This is a genomic window from Streptomyces hypolithicus (genome assembly GCF_052934925.1).
This window is the reverse complement of record NZ_CM128811.1, coordinates 145,157-158,410: the sequence shown is the minus strand read 5'-3', so window position 1 is coordinate 158,410 and position 13,254 is coordinate 145,157. Positions and strand designations below refer to the sequence as shown.

The 13,254-nt window shown below is 72.0% G+C and carries 13 protein-coding genes; 7 read left to right on the top strand and 6 right to left on the bottom strand.

The window, feature by feature from the left end; genetic code table 11:
* Positions 1-60: 60 nt before the first annotated feature.
* Positions 61-510, bottom strand: coding sequence for a type II toxin-antitoxin system PemK/MazF family toxin (locus tag ACU6WZ_RS00840; RefSeq protein WP_447031172.1), 450 nt, complete (start codon positions 508-510; stop codon positions 61-63).
* A 37-nt stretch (positions 511-547) separates the two neighbouring features.
* Positions 548-1,243, bottom strand: coding sequence for an alpha/beta fold hydrolase (locus tag ACU6WZ_RS00835; RefSeq protein WP_447031171.1), 696 nt, complete (start codon positions 1,241-1,243; stop codon positions 548-550).
* A 122-nt stretch (positions 1,244-1,365) separates the two neighbouring features.
* On the opposite strand from ACU6WZ_RS00835, the gene ACU6WZ_RS00830 reads away from it, so the two are divergent.
* The 3 genes from ACU6WZ_RS00830 to ACU6WZ_RS00820 all read left to right on the top strand — a co-directional run bounded on the left by ACU6WZ_RS00830 (position 1,366) and on the right by ACU6WZ_RS00820 (position 5,508).
* Positions 1,366-2,406 (top strand): LacI family DNA-binding transcriptional regulator, encoded by a 1,041-nt coding sequence (locus ACU6WZ_RS00830; protein ID WP_447031170.1) that lies wholly within the window; start codon positions 1,366-1,368, stop codon positions 2,404-2,406.
* Positions 2,407-2,534: 128 nt separating this feature from the next.
* Positions 2,535-3,725, top strand: coding sequence for a thiolase family protein (locus ACU6WZ_RS00825; RefSeq protein ID WP_447031169.1), 1,191 nt, complete (start codon positions 2,535-2,537; stop codon positions 3,723-3,725).
* 346 nt (positions 3,726-4,071) lie between these two features.
* Positions 4,072-5,508 carry an aldehyde dehydrogenase family protein gene (locus ACU6WZ_RS00820; RefSeq protein ID WP_447031167.1) on the top strand — a complete coding sequence of 479 codons (1,437 nt, stop codon included), beginning with the start codon at positions 4,072-4,074 and terminating at the stop codon, positions 5,506-5,508.
* 316 nt (positions 5,509-5,824) lie between these two features.
* Here the strand turns inward: ACU6WZ_RS00820 and trxA are convergent, their stop codons facing one another.
* Positions 5,825-6,211, bottom strand: coding sequence for a thioredoxin (gene trxA / locus ACU6WZ_RS00815; protein ID WP_447031166.1), 387 nt, complete (start codon positions 6,209-6,211; stop codon positions 5,825-5,827).
* Between the two features lie 116 nt (positions 6,212-6,327).
* Here trxA and ACU6WZ_RS00810 point away from each other — a divergent pair, with 116 nt between their 5' ends.
* Both ACU6WZ_RS00810 and ACU6WZ_RS00805 read left to right on the top strand, forming a co-directional pair.
* Positions 6,328-7,791 carry a dihydrolipoyl dehydrogenase family protein gene (locus tag ACU6WZ_RS00810; RefSeq protein WP_447031165.1) on the top strand — a complete coding sequence of 488 codons (1,464 nt, stop codon included), beginning with the start codon at positions 6,328-6,330 and terminating at the stop codon, positions 7,789-7,791.
* 199 nt (positions 7,792-7,990) lie between these two features.
* The gene (locus tag ACU6WZ_RS00805; RefSeq protein WP_447031163.1) at positions 7,991-8,197 is read left to right on the top strand and encodes a cold-shock protein; all 207 of its coding nucleotides are present in this window, start codon (positions 7,991-7,993) and stop codon (positions 8,195-8,197) included.
* Positions 8,198-8,262: 65 nt separating this feature from the next.
* Here the strand turns inward: ACU6WZ_RS00805 and ACU6WZ_RS00800 are convergent, their stop codons facing one another.
* Together ACU6WZ_RS00800 and ACU6WZ_RS00795 are read right to left on the bottom strand one after the other, a co-directional pair.
* Positions 8,263-9,042 (bottom strand): VOC family protein, encoded by a 780-nt coding sequence (locus tag ACU6WZ_RS00800; protein WP_447031162.1) that lies wholly within the window; start codon positions 9,040-9,042, stop codon positions 8,263-8,265.
* Between the two features lie 172 nt (positions 9,043-9,214).
* Positions 9,215-10,495 (bottom strand): phosphoribosyltransferase family protein, encoded by a 1,281-nt coding sequence (locus tag ACU6WZ_RS00795; protein ID WP_447031160.1) that lies wholly within the window; start codon positions 10,493-10,495, stop codon positions 9,215-9,217.
* 309 nt (positions 10,496-10,804) lie between these two features.
* Here ACU6WZ_RS00795 and ACU6WZ_RS00790 point away from each other — a divergent pair, with 309 nt between their 5' ends.
* The gene (locus ACU6WZ_RS00790; protein WP_447031159.1) at positions 10,805-11,356 is read left to right on the top strand and encodes an ATP-binding protein; all 552 of its coding nucleotides are present in this window, start codon (positions 10,805-10,807) and stop codon (positions 11,354-11,356) included.
* Positions 11,357-11,983: 627 nt separating this feature from the next.
* Positions 11,984-12,397, top strand: coding sequence for a DUF4190 domain-containing protein (locus ACU6WZ_RS00785; RefSeq protein WP_447031158.1), 414 nt, complete (start codon positions 11,984-11,986; stop codon positions 12,395-12,397).
* A gap of 352 nt (positions 12,398-12,749) precedes the next feature.
* Here ACU6WZ_RS00785 and ACU6WZ_RS00780 read toward each other — a convergent pair whose 3' ends face one another.
* Complete coding sequence (locus ACU6WZ_RS00780; protein WP_447031157.1) at positions 12,750-13,184, bottom strand: ATP-binding protein; 435 nt, start codon at positions 13,182-13,184, stop codon at positions 12,750-12,752.
* Positions 13,185-13,254 lie beyond the last annotated feature (70 nt).

Below are 13,254 nucleotides of genomic sequence, written 5' to 3'. Positions count from 1 at the left end.
CCAACGCGGCGAGCGTGCGTGCTGGGCGGCGCGACGGGGCAAAGCTTGCCGGGAGCGGCACTAGCTCCAGCCGTAGCGCTCCCGCAGGCGCCGCACCACCTCGTCGAAGCGCGGCCGGTCCAGGGCGCACGCCTCGCGCCGCATGCCGGCGTCGTGGACCCGCAGGACCCGGTCGAGATCGACCCACGACTCGCGGCCCGCCGCGTCCCACGGGCCGCTCCCGATCGGCGCCCACTCACGGTCCCGGTCGTGGGGCTTGCTGGACAGCCGCAAGGCGAGCAGGGTGCCCGCCTCCTCGCGGGCGACCACCAGCACCGGCCGGTCCTTGCCGCGGCCATCGTTCTCCTCGAAGGGCACCCAGGTCCACACGATCTCGCCCGGATCGGGATCACCGTCCCGGTCCGGCGCGTACGAGGTGCGCACCGGACCGATCGTGCGCGGGTCGGCCTCGGCGGTCGCGGCGGGGCCGCTCCGGCCGGGCAGTTCGCTGATGTCGTCGGAAGAAGTCACCCGGTGACACTAGGCGGTGTCAGATCCTTGGGCGGTGTCAGGCCCAGCCCTCCAGCGAGGCCATGTACGCGTCGAAGTCGTCGCGGTGGATCGTGTGCCCCGCGCCCCGGACCGTGCGGACCTCGAAGCCCCGCTCCTCCAGTACGGCGGTCTTCGCCGCGTCGATCAGGAAGCTCGGGTCGGCGAGCTGCACCAGCGACGGCACCACCGGCTCGGCGGGCAGCAGGTCGGTCCCCGAGAGCGCCGTCAGGCCGAGCGCCGACGCCTCGTCCCAGACGCCGAGGGTCTCCAGCTCGATGTCGACGTCGGCCTCCTCCCAGCGCGGGTTCATCGCCGCTATCCGCTCCCGGGGAGCCGACTTGAACTGGGCGAACATCTCCGGCCCGAACCCCTCGTGCGGCGCGGCGATGTGCCACGCCGGGTCCGAGTAGACCGCCCGTGCGGGCCGCAGCCGCTCCACGGCGAGCGACAGGGTCAGGCCGCCGAGAGAGTGGCCGATGGCCAGTTCGGCGCCGGCCGGGAGACTCTCCACGACATCGTTTGCGAAGATCGCCGGGCTGTACGTGCCCCGCTCGCTGGCGCCGTGGCCGCGCAGGTCGACGGCGACGACCCGGTAGCCCCTGTCGGCGAGCGCGGGGCCGACCCGGCGCCACGTGCGGTGGTCGGCCATGATGCCGTGGATCAGAAGCGCCAGGCGGTCGCCCTGGCCCCAGGTGTGCGTGTTGAGCTGCATGGGGGAGTGCCCTCCGGGTGGGGTACGGGCAGTGTGGTGACACGTGTCAGTAAAGGTGTGGGCATTGTGTAGCACTCCGTTCCGGCCAACCGCTAGACCTCGCCGCGCACCGATCTGGAAAGATGCCGAACGCGATGAGCCAGTCACCGAAGCAGTCCGCCGAAAAGGCCGTTCCCACCAGCACCGACGTCGCGCGCCTGGCCGGGGTCTCGCGCGCCACCGTCTCGTACGCACTCAACAACACCTCGGCGGTGCGGATCAGCGAGCCGACCCGCCACCGGGTCCGCGAGGCCGCCGAGGAGCTTGGGTACGTACCGCATGCCGCGGCCCGCAGCCTGCGGGCGGGGCACAGCCGGATGGTGCTGCTGCCCACCGCGCACGTTCCGGTCGGCCCGCTCTACGGCAGATTCCTCAACGAGGTCCAGTGGGCGCTGCGGGCGCTCGACTACACGGTCGTCCAGTACGGCAGTCTCGGCCTGGGCCCCGAAGAGGCGGCGCGGGCCTGGGCGGAACTGCGGCCGGTGGCCGTCCTCTCGCTCGGCGAGATCGCGCTCACCGCGCACGGGGTGCAGGTACTCAAGCGCTCCGGTGCCAAGGCCGTCATCACGCTCGGCCCGCAGCGGGTGGAGGGCGCGCACGCCCTGATCATGGACCAGCGGGCGATCGGCAGCGCCGCGGCCGTGCACCTGCTGGAACGGGGCCGCCGGTCGATCGGGGTCGTCGTCCCCGCCGAGCAGGGGCTGGACCTGTTCTCCCGGCCGCGCCTGGCAGGCGTACGCAAAGCGGTGGCGGACGCGGATGCGGGCGGCCGGGTCGAGCCGCTCGCGCTGGCGTACGACGAGGAGTCCGCGGCGGGGCTGGCGGCGCGCTGGGGCGATCTCGGCCTCGACGCGGTCTTCGCGTACAACGACGAGTACGCGCAACTGCTCATGCGCGCGCTCCAGGACGCCGGAGTCGACGTGCCCGGGCAGTGCGCGGTGGTCGGCGCGGACGACCTGCTGCTCGGCAGACTGCTGCGCCCGCGGCTGAGTTCGGTGCGCATCGACATGCCGACGGGCCGGGAGATTGCGGAACTGGTGGACCGGGTGGTGCGCGACCCCGAGGGCGAGCTGGAGCGCCACGACCTGATGTCGGCGCACGCGGTACCCCGCGAGTCCAGCTGACCGGCCGCACCGGTCGGCCGTTGACACCGGACGGGCCCCCGGCAGAGACTCGGGCGACGCCGGATGTGAACGACAGTTCACTTCGCGAGCGCCGATCTGCCTCTGACTCCAGCCCGGGAGAGCCCCCGATGAGCATCCGCGACGTCTACATCGTCGACGCCGTCCGCACCCCGATCGGCAAGTTCGGGGGCGCACTCTCCTGCGTACGCCCCGACGACCTCGCCGCGCACGTCGTCAAGTCGCTCGTCGCCCGTACGCCCGACCTCGATCCGGCGAGGATCGACGACGTGTACTTCGGCGACGCCAACGGCGCGGGCGAGGACAACCGGGACGTGGCCCGCATGGCCGTACTGCTCGCCGGGCTGCCCGTCTCCGTGCCCGGTGTCACCGTCAACCGCCTCTGCGGCTCCGGCCTGGAGGCCGTGATCCAGGCGGCGCGCGCCGTGGCGCTCGGTGACGCATCGGTCGCCGTCGCCGGCGGTGTCGAGTCCATGTCCCGGGCCCCGTGGGTGCTCCAGAAGCCCGAGCGCGCTTTTCCCGCCGGTCACCAGGAGCTGTACTCGACGACGCTCGGCTGGCGCATGACCAATCCCCGGATGCCCGACGAGTGGACCGTTCCGCTCGGTGAGGGCGCGGAGCTCATCGCCGACAAGCATGGCATCACCCGAGAGCAGCAGGACGCGTTCGCCCTGGCCAGCCATCAGAAGGCGGCCACCGCCTGGGCGGAGGGCCGCTACGACGGGGAGGTGGTCCCCTACGACGCCGCCGGGGTGGACCTCGTGCGCGACGAGTGCGTCCGAGAGGGATCGAGCATGGCCGCGCTGGCCAAGCTGAAGCCCGTGTTCCGCGCGGACGGCAGTGTCACGGCGGGCAACGCGTCCCCCCTCAACGACGGCGCGGCCGCTCTCCTGATCGTCGACGACGAGGGCCTGCGCGCCACCGGCCGCGAGCCGCTGGCCCGCATCCGCGCCTCCGCCGTCACCGGTATCGAGCCGCAGCTCTTCGGGCTCGGCCCGGTCGAAGCGGTCCAGCGGGCGCTGACCAAGGCGGGCCGGTCCTTCGCGGACCTCACCACGTTCGAGCTCAACGAGGCCTTCGCAGCCCAGTCGCTCGGCTGCCTCGCCGAGTGGCCGGATCTCGACCCCGCCGTCGTCAACCCGCGCGGCGGCGCCATCGCCATCGGCCACCCGCTCGGAGCCTCCGGTGCCCGCCTCGCCGGTTCCGTCGCCCACCAGCTCGCCGCCGCCGGGTCCGGAACGGGGCTCGCTGCCCTGTGCATCGGCGTCGGCCAGGGCCTCGCGCTGGTGCTGGAGCGCTGACGGCCGGGCGGGCATCGCCCGCCGCTGCGAGCGTGTCCGGCGTACGGATCCCGGCGCGGGTGAACCAAACGAACCGAACCCCGGTACTCCGGGGCGGACTTGTGTCCGTGCGGCGTTCGGCGGGCGCCCCTCGATTCGCGTACGAGCACGACTACGATGTCGCACAGCCAACCGAGCGCGTGCGTTCGGCACTCGCCTGCACCTCGCAAGGCTGATCCGTCTCGCGGTTCCTCCGTGTGCCCGCCGCCCACCGAACTCGCCGCGACTGCACGGAACTTCCCCTCGACCGAGCGGCCGAGCAACCGATCGACCGCGCCCCCGAGCCACCGAGCGACTGGAGATCCGCATGCCCCTGCTCGACCCCAGGACCTGGCAGCCCGTCCGGCTCTTCGGCGGTGAGGCGGAGGTCGTCGAGCCCGCCACCGGCGACAGCCTCGGCCGTATCGCGCTCGCTACGGCCGACGACGTCTCGGCGGCCGCCGATGCGGCGCGGGCGGCGCAGTCGGCGTGGGCCCGCGCGCCCTACTTACTGCGCGCCGCGGTGCTGCGCCGCGCCGGTGACCTCTTCGCCGCGCACGCCGCCGAGCTGCGGGAATGGCTCGTACGCGAATCAGGGTCCACGCCCGGCAAGGCCGACTTCGAGCTCCATGCCGCGGCCCAGGAGTGCTACGAGGCGGCCGCCCTCGCCTCCCGCCCGGTCGGCCAGGTGCTGCCCAGTGAGGCGCCCCGGCTGTCGTACACGCGGCGCGTTCCGGTGGGCGTCGTCGGTGTCATCGCGCCGTTCAACGTCCCGCTGGTCCTGTCCATACGTTCCGTCGCCCCCGCTCTCGCCCTCGGCAACGCCGTGCTGCTGAAGCCGGACCCGCGCACCGCCGTCTGCGGCGGGCTCTCGCTCACCGCCGTGTTCGCCGAGGCCGGCCTGCCCGAGGGGCTGCTGCATGTCCTGCCGGGCGGCCAGGACACCGGCCGGGCACTCGTCGCAGATCCGGGTGTCCCCGTCGTCTCCTTCACCGGGTCCACCGCGGCCGGCCGAGCGGTCGGTGAGGCAGCGGCGCGCGGACTCAAGCGTGTCCACCTGGAGCTGGGCGGCAACTCGGCCCTGGTCGTCCTTGAGGACGCCGACCTCGAAGGGGCCGTGGCCCAGGCGTCCTGGGGGTCCTTCTTCCACCAGGGCCAGGTCTGCATGACCGCGGGCCGCCACCTCGTGCACGCCTCGCTCCACGACGAGTACGTCGAACGGCTCGCAGCCAAGGCCGAGTCCCTCACCGTCGGAGACCCGCACCGCGAGCAGGTGCACCTCGGCCCGGTCATCGACCGGGGCCAACTGGCCAAAATCCACGGCCTGGTGGAGGCCAGCACCAGATACGGAGCGAAGCTCGTGGCCGGGGGCACACACCAGGGCCTGTTCTACCGGCCGACCGTCCTCGCGGGCGTCGACGACGACTCACCGGCGTACGCCGAGGAGGTGTTCGGCCCGGTCGCGCCCGTGCGCTCCTTCGCCACACCCGACGAGGCCGTCGCGCTGGCGTCCGCCGGCCCGTACGGTCTGTCCCTGGGCATCGTCACCCGGGACGCGGCGCGCGGGCTGGAGCTCGCGGACCGTATCCCCACCGGCATCGCGCACATCAACGACCAGACGGTGAACGACGAGGCGGTCGCCCCCTTCGGCGGAGTCGCCGCCTCCGGCACCGGAGCGCGCTTCGGCGGCGAGGCGAACCTGGAGGCCTTCACCGAGCTGCGCTGGACGACCCTGCGCCGCGAACCGGCCGACCACCCCTTCTGATGATCTGGTCGGTCCAGGCGGAGGCGCTGATCGCCGGCTGGCTGCTGCTGTTCTTCGGCGTCGACGCGGCCCTGCGGGTGAGCAAGTGGCGCGAAGGCCGGGCCGACCGTGCCGTCATCCGGCGCGCCCGCAGGGCGGGCGTGCCGCCGGTGCACGCGGCGTATCAGGCCGACGGCGAACATCAGGCCGTCACGGCTGCTGAGCGGTGCGGCTACCGAGCGGTGCGGCGACTGAGCTGTGTCATGACGAAGGGCCCGGTGGGCTTCAGCTTGGGTGCTTCAGCTTGGTACCGGGCCCTTCGTTCGTCCTGCTGGTCTCAGCCCGCTTTCTTCTCGTCCGCCGCGTGCTTCGCCGTCTCGACCGACTTGCGCACCTCGTCCATGTCGAGGTTGCGGGCCTGGCCGATCACATCTTCCAGCGCGGCCTCGGGCAGGGCACCGGGCTGGGCGAACACCGCCACGTTCTCGCGCACGATCATCAGGGTCGGAATGGAGCTGATCTCGAACGCCGCCGCCAGTTCTTGCTGCGCCTCGGTGTCGACCTTGGCGAAGACAAGGTCCTCGTGGCGTTCGGACGCGCCCTCGAAGACCGGCGTGAACTGTCGACAGGGACCACACCAGGAAGCCCAGAAGTCGATCAGAATGAAGTCGTTTTCGGAAACGACCTGATCGAAGTTTTCCTTGGTCAGTTCGACTGTGGACATGGTGTGCTCCTCTTCGATGCATAAGGGGCGAAGCCGTCCCGCACAACGGCATGCGGGCTCGTGATATTCCGCCTGCCCGGCTGGCCACGGCGCACACCCCGGCCCAGACTGCTCGTATGACGAATGCGGTGAACAGGAATCCGGACCCGGCGGAGTACGACGTCGTGGTGGTCGGCGCGGGCCCCGTGGGCGAGAACCTGGCGGACCGGGCCAGGGCGGCGGGCCTCAGCGTCGCGGTCGTGGAGAGCGAGCTGATCGGCGGCGAGTGCTCGTACTGGGCGTGCATGCCCAGCAAGGCACTGCTGCGCCCGGTGACCGCACGCGCGGACGCGCGCCGCGTCCCGGGCGTCGCCCGTTCGGTGCGGGGCGACCTCGACGTGCCCGAGGTGCTCGCCCATCGCGACGCGTACGCCTCCCACTGGAAGGACGACGGCCAGGTGAGCTGGCTCGAGTCGATCGGCGCCGACATCCACCGCGGCAAGGGCCGCCTGGCCGGACCGCGGAAGGTCACCGTCGAAGATCCGGGCGGGGAGCCCTACACCCTCACGGCGCGCCACGCGGTGGCGCTGTGCACCGGCAGCCGGGCCGTCGTGCCCGACCTGCCCGGTGTGGCCGGCGCAAACCCCTGGACCAGCCGCGAGGCGACCAGCGCCCGGTCGGTGCCCGGCCGGCTCGTGGTCGTCGGCGGGGGAGTGGTCGGCGTGGAGATGGCGACGGCCTGGCAGGCGCTCGGCTCCCGGGTCACCATGCTCGTACGCGGCCAGGGCCTGCTCGCGACCATGGAGCCGTTTGCCGGCGAGCTGGTCGCCGAGGCGCTCACGGAGGCGGGCGCGACCGTACGTACCGGAGTCTCCGTCACCTCCGTGGAGCGCGAGGGCGGCTCCGGACCCGTCACCGTCGTCCTCGACGGCGGCGAGCGCGTCGAGGCGGACGAGGTCCTCTTCGCCACCGGCCGTGCCCCGCGTACCGACGACATCGGCCTCGACACGGTGCGCCTCGAACCCGGCGACTGGCTCACGGTCGACGACACCTGCCGGGTCGAGGGCACCGACTGGCTGTACGCCGTCGGTGACGTCAACCACCGGGCCCTGCTGACCCACGAGGGTAAGTACCAGGCGCGCATCGCCGGAGACGCCCTCGCCGCCCGGGCGCACGGCAGGCCCGTGGACACCGCACCCTGGGGCGCCCACTCCGCCACCGCCGACCACGCCGCCGTACCCCAGGTCGTCTTCACCGACCCGGAGGCGGCCGCGGTCGGTCTCAGCCTCGCCCAGGCGCGCGAGGCGGGACACCGGGTGCGGGCGGTCGACTACGACCTGGCGTCGGTGGCCGGTTCCGGCCTGTACGCCGACGGCTACAAGGGACGCGCCCGGATGGTCGTCGACCTGGACCGGGAAATCGTCCTGGGCGCCACCTTCGTGGGACCGGGCGTCGGTGAGCTGCTGCACTCTGCCACGGTCGCGGTGGCGGGGGAGGTGCCCCTGGCCCGGCTGTGGCACGCGGTCCCGTCCTACCCGACGATCAGCGAGGTGTGGCTGCGCCTGCTGGAGGCCTACCGGGACGACGCCGGTACGACGTAGGGCGGAGCCGGGGGCTCGGGCGAACTGGGGGCTCGGGCGGGCCGGGGCTCGGGCGGGCCGGGCGAGTTTCACCCGACACGGAAATCAAGTCGGCCGGGAACCCGGGTCAGGATGGCAAGGTGCAGGGGACGCAGTCGCGACCAGGCTGCGGCCGGCGCGGCGAAGGTCGTGCCGTGGCACAGGAAAAAGGATCGCAAAGATGGCAACCGGCACCGTGAAGTGGTTCAACGCGGACAAGGGCTTCGGCTTCATTCAGCAGGACGAGGCCGGACCGGACGTGTTCGTCCACTACTCCGCCATCCAGACCCAGGGCTTCAGGGAGCTCCAGGAGGGCCAGAAGGTCGACTTCGAGGTCACCCAGGGCCCCAAGGGCCCGCAGGCGGAGCAGGTCACCACCGTCGCGTAGGGCCGACTCTCCGGTACCCGGTCGCGGCGGCTGCCCCCGCCGCGACCGGTCTTCCCGCTCCGGCCTCAACCCGCCTGGGGCGCCGGCTTGAGTACCGCGAACATCGCACCGAACGGGTCAGCGAGCCAGGCGATCCGCCCCACGTCCGGGACATCCGAGGCGGCCATCAGTACCGATCCGCCGCTCTCCTGGGACCTGGTGCCGATGCCGTCCGCGTCCTCCACGGCGAAGTACGGCACCCAGCGCGCGTCCCCGAGACCGCCACGCAGCGGGGCTACCCCGCCGAACGTGGCGTCTTGCTGGTCACCCTCGGACGTGGAGACCACCGTGTAGTCGCCCGGCATGTCCAGCTCCTGCGACCGCCAGCCGAAGAGCGCCCCGTAGAAGGCGAGGGCCGCGGCCGGGGCCTCGACGTGCAGTTCGGCCCAGCACAGAGCGTTGGCCTCGGACGCGACCTCCAGACCGGTGTTGGTACCCGGCTGCCATACCGCGAAGTCGGCACCGCCCGGGTCGGTGAACTGGGCCATCCGCCCGGCGTCCATGATGTCGAAGGCGTCGACGCGCACCGTACCGCCGCTGTCCCGCACCGCTGCTGCCGTGGCCTGTGCGTCAGAGGTCTGGAAGTACGTCGTCCAGGCGGCCACCGCTCCTTCCTCGTGCAGCGGACCTGCGGCGGCGACGGTCCTGCCGTCCCGCTTGAAGAAGCCGTAACCACCGCCCTCGGGGCCCGCCGACTCGAAGTGCCAGCCGAACACGCTCCCGTAGAAGTCGGCGGAGGCCTGGATGTCGGGGCTGCCGAGGTCGAGCCAGTTGGGGGACCCGGTCACAAAATCGGTACTGAGCATGGTGATGCGCCCTGCCTCTCTGAGAGTGTTCTGGAGTTGGAGTTCCGGGGAGCGAATCGCCGAATCGCCGAATCGCCGAATCGCCGACCCGCCGAATCGCCGACCCGCCGAACCGCCGAACCGTGAAGACACCATGCCCCCTGTCCCGAACCACGTTGCCCCGCCGACCGGTTCAGGCTCCCGCCCCCAAGTGCCGTACGAACCAGTCCCGCGCGAGGCCGGCGACCGCGTCCAGTGCCCCCGGTTCCTCGAAGAGATGGGTGGCGCCCGGGACGACCTCCAGCCGGTTCTCGCAGCGCAGTTGTGCCTGCGCCTGCCGGTTGAGGTCGAGCACCGTCGGGTCGTGGCCGCCCACGACGAGGAGGGTCGGCGCCCGTACGTCGCCCAGGTGCGGCCCGGCGAGGTCGGGCCTGCCGCCGCGCGAGACCACAGCGGCCACGCCCGTGCCCGAGGCCGGGTCGGCCGACGCCGCCGAGCGCAGGGCTGCCGCCGCTCCAGTGCTCGCACCGAAGTAGCCGATGCGCAGGGCTGCACGGCTGTCCAGCCAGCGGGTGGCGTCCGTCAGCCGGCCCGCGAGAGTCCTGATGTCGAAGACGTTCGCCCGGTCGCCGGCTTCGTCCGGCGTCAGCAGATCGAAGAGCAGGGTGCCCAGGCCTGCCCGGTTCAGGGCGGTCGCCACCGCTCGGTTGCGGGGACTGCGGCGGCTGCTGCCGGAGCCGTGGGCGAACATCACGACCGCCCCGGCGCCCTCGGGCAGGGCGAGGTCACCGCTCAGCGCCACCCCGCCGGCGTCCACCTGGACTTCTTGGCTCTCGCCTGAGCCGGCGGCCCGCGCCAGCAGGGCGACCACTTCCTCGTCGGCGGTCTGGGTGAAGTCCTGGTACCACTCGCCGACCGAGCGGAACATGCGCGGCGCCGACAGGCACACCACGTCGTCCACCCGCCCGCGCAGCCTGGCGACGGCATCGGGCGACGCAACCGGAACGGCCAGGATCACCCGGGCAGCCCCCTGGGCCCGTACTACCTCGCAGGCAGCCTCGGCCGTGGATCCGGTCGCGATCCCGTCGTCCACCACGACGACCGTACGACCGCCGAGAGCCACCCTGGGGCGGCCTGCCCTGAACCGCTCGGCGCGCCGTTCCAGTTCGGCCGTCTCGGCGCGCTCGACGGCGGCGATGTCCTCGGCGCGGACCCCGCCGAGGCGCACGATGGCGTCGCTGATGACCCGTACGCCGCCCTCGCCGATGGCACCGAACCCCAGCTCCTCGTGCCGGGGGACGCCGAGTTTGCGTACGACGACGACATCGAGCGGGGCGTCCAGTGCCCGCGCCACGTGGAAGGCCACCGGCACCCCGCCCCGAGGGAGGCCGAGCACGACGGTCCGCTCTCCCCGGAGGTGCCGCAGCTCCGCGGCCAGGCGCTGTCCCGCTTCCGCGCGATCGGTGAACATCATGGTCGTTCACGCCCAAACCGTGGGACAGGGGGGACAGGGAGACAGGGGGGCCAGGGGGCCAGGGGGACGAACAGCATTCACACCTCCTCCGAAAGAACCTCATGCGAGCCGCGTGTGCAAGCCGGCGGCGGGCGCGGGGCCGTTCCACCGCGCGGATCGCACGGATTCGCCGCCGCGCCGGTTGCGGTCATGGACGCCCGGGGTCAGGATGACACTGACCCAATGGTGACCAGTGCTCACTCTTCGTGTTCGGGGGTCGTTGCTGCAACGAGGTGAAGTCTGTGGGCCTCGCGGTAAGGAGCCACGGCCATGACACTTCCCAACGGCCGGAACTACGCGGTCGAACTGCACGTCTCGGCGGAGCGCGTCTCGCAGATTCGTCGCATCGTCGCCGCTCACCTGCGGCACTGGAATCTGGAGTTGCAGGTCCAGCCCGTGTGCAGGGGTGTCGTCGAACTACTGGCCAACGTCCACCGTCACGCCGGTGACGACAAGCGGTGTGTGATCGAACTGCGCTGGACCGGCAGGCATCTGACGGCCTCGGTCGCCGACCACGGCCCCCCGATGCCCCGCCTGTCCGGTGCGGGCGGCGGCGGGCTGGCCGTCGTCGCAGCCCTCAGCGACAGCTGGGGTACGTGCGGAACCGCCGACGGCAAAGTCGTGTGGTTCACGCGTCGTGTACAGGCCGCGGGCAAGAGCCCCCTGCTGCCGTGGACGCCCCTGCCAGGCGTGCGCGACGCCAAGGAGCAACCCGCCGCGCTACCGGCCCCGGACCCCGGCCTCGAGCCGCACTCCGCCTCCGCCGCTGTCCCCGTCCCCGTCTCTTTCTCTGCCTCGGCGACCGCCCCCGCGCTCGCCTGAGAGCGATCTCGGCGTCGGTGTGCTCCTCCAGGAGTTGGTCGTGCCGGACGGTCTCCGCCGTCGATCCCGACGCGCGGCACGTCAACGGGCCGGCGCCGTCGCTGGCAGGAGCTGCTCGTGACCAGGCAACAGCAGACAGCAGCTCACTCAAGCCGGCCCCCATCGGGATTCCTGGGTTCCGGTGGGGGCTTCGGCGTGCGAGGACAGGGGCCGCAGGGGAGTGCCGCCGCCCCTGTGGGCGGAGGCGTTCCTGCTACCGGCCCAGGACCGACGGCCTGAGGGCGCCGCCGAGGCGCCGAGGACTTTGCTGCCCAGCAGGCGACCCTCGGTGTCGAAGTCGAGGGTCATCTCCGCGGCTCCGCCCGGGGGTGTTACCGGGGTCTGGGTCGCGGCCTCGCCCTCGCCGGTCTGGACGTAACGGTCGCCGGACGCCGCGCCGCGTGTCGTCGGACGCGTCAGACGGACGGAGAGGCCGGAACCCAGTCCGGCGTCCTTGCGCGTACGAAGCCGGGGGTGACTCGGGCTCCGAAGCCCGGAACAACGGATGCATTCGTGGTCGACCGATGGGCACACGGGGCACGTACCGCAACTCCACAGGCCCCGTACAACAGAGATGAGTGTGACGGCGTGTCCTTCTCCAACCACCCCCAGACGCCAGGTGATTACTCGCAGACCCACCCGGGCGCGGACGTGAAGCGGGGCAACGGGCTGGCGATCGCCGCGCTCGTCCTCGGCATCGCGGCGATCCTGCTCTTCTGGACCGTCTTCGGCGGGATCCTGCTGGGCCTGCTCGCGGTGATCTTGGGCATCATCGGCGCACGCAAGGCACGCGGGGGCCGGGCGCCGCACGGCAAGATGTCGATCATTGGCGCGGTGCTCGGCGCGCTGGGACTGATCGCGTCCGCCGTAATCATCGCGATCGGTGCATCGATCCTCAACTCCGACGAGTTCAAGAACTTCGACGACTGCGTCCAGCACGCGGGCACGCAGAGCGAACGGGACCAGTGCGCCGAGGACTTCAACAAGGACGTGAACAACTGACGTGTCCATACGCAGGACCAAGCCCATTGGTCGGTCCTGCCCGGAGAACTCATCACCCGATGACAGCGCGCCCCTGCGGTCGGCCGAAACACCACAGCAACGACCGGCCGCAGGAAGACGAGGACCACCGAAGCCGGCCAGGTGAGCGGCCCGCTCGTCGTCCACGCGAACAAGTCGCACCCCCCGGCGCTGTTGCCGTTCGATTGCTTGCCCCACGCTTACGCGTCGGCCTTACGAAGCACGAGCCACCCTCCCACCGCCGCTACGATCGCCCAGCCCGCCAGGATCACCAGGCCGCTCAACGGGCCGCCTTGACGTCCGGGCACCGTGGCCGCCAGCGGCACCGGAGGGCTCAGCCTGTGTCGTCCCGCAGGGGTGCGGCGACGTTGGATGGGCGGAAGCAGGCGGTGATGGACTTACCTTCGGTCTGGGGGTGCGTGTGCCAGCTGTCGGCTAGTGCGTCGATGAGAGCGAGGCCTCGCCCGGACGGCCTGGCGTTGTCGGGCCTGCGGGGCGTCGGCAGGCCCGCGGCGGAGTCGTGGACGCTGACGTGGAGGCACTGGCTGTCCCAGGCCAGCACGAGTTGCGCGCTGCTGTGGGCGTGGATGTGAGCGTTGGTGACCAGTTCGGAGACGGTGAGCAGGATGTCGTCCACCGTGTCCGGGGCGTCTTCGGTCCAGGGGAGGGAGTCCAGATGCCGGCGCGCCCAGCGTCGCGCTGCCTGGATTCCGTCGGTGACGGGAAAGGACTGTGCCCACCCCACGGCCCGCATCGACATGTCAGCCATTGCCTCACCTCATTCCGGATTCGGGCACCGTCTACCCCCGCCCGCAGGAATCACCGGGCCGGTCAGGGAC

Bases quoted from the DNA above. Each gene is read 5' to 3' on its own strand.
- ACU6WZ_RS00835 (WP_447031171.1), bottom strand. From the start codon at position 1,243: ATGCAGCTCAACACGCACACCTGGGGCCAGGGCGACCGCCTGGCGCTT.
- ACU6WZ_RS00830 (WP_447031170.1), top strand. From the start codon at position 1,366: ATGCCGAACGCGATGAGCCAGTCACCGAAGCAGTCCGCCGAAAAGGCC.
- ACU6WZ_RS00825 (WP_447031169.1), top strand. From the start codon at position 2,535: ATGAGCATCCGCGACGTCTACATCGTCGACGCCGTCCGCACCCCGATC.
- ACU6WZ_RS00820 (WP_447031167.1), top strand. From the start codon at position 4,072: ATGCCCCTGCTCGACCCCAGGACCTGGCAGCCCGTCCGGCTCTTCGGC.
- trxA (WP_447031166.1), bottom strand. From the start codon at position 6,211: ATGTCCACAGTCGAACTGACCAAGGAAAACTTCGATCAGGTCGTTTCC.
- ACU6WZ_RS00810 (WP_447031165.1), top strand. From the start codon at position 6,328: ATGACGAATGCGGTGAACAGGAATCCGGACCCGGCGGAGTACGACGTC.
- ACU6WZ_RS00805 (WP_447031163.1), top strand. From the start codon at position 7,991: ATGGCAACCGGCACCGTGAAGTGGTTCAACGCGGACAAGGGCTTCGGC.
- ACU6WZ_RS00800 (WP_447031162.1), bottom strand. From the start codon at position 9,042: ATGCTCAGTACCGATTTTGTGACCGGGTCCCCCAACTGGCTCGACCTC.
- ACU6WZ_RS00795 (WP_447031160.1), bottom strand. From the start codon at position 10,495: ATGATGTTCACCGATCGCGCGGAAGCGGGACAGCGCCTGGCCGCGGAG.
- ACU6WZ_RS00790 (WP_447031159.1), top strand. From the start codon at position 10,805: ATGACACTTCCCAACGGCCGGAACTACGCGGTCGAACTGCACGTCTCG.
- ACU6WZ_RS00780 (WP_447031157.1), bottom strand. From the start codon at position 13,184: ATGGCTGACATGTCGATGCGGGCCGTGGGGTGGGCACAGTCCTTTCCC.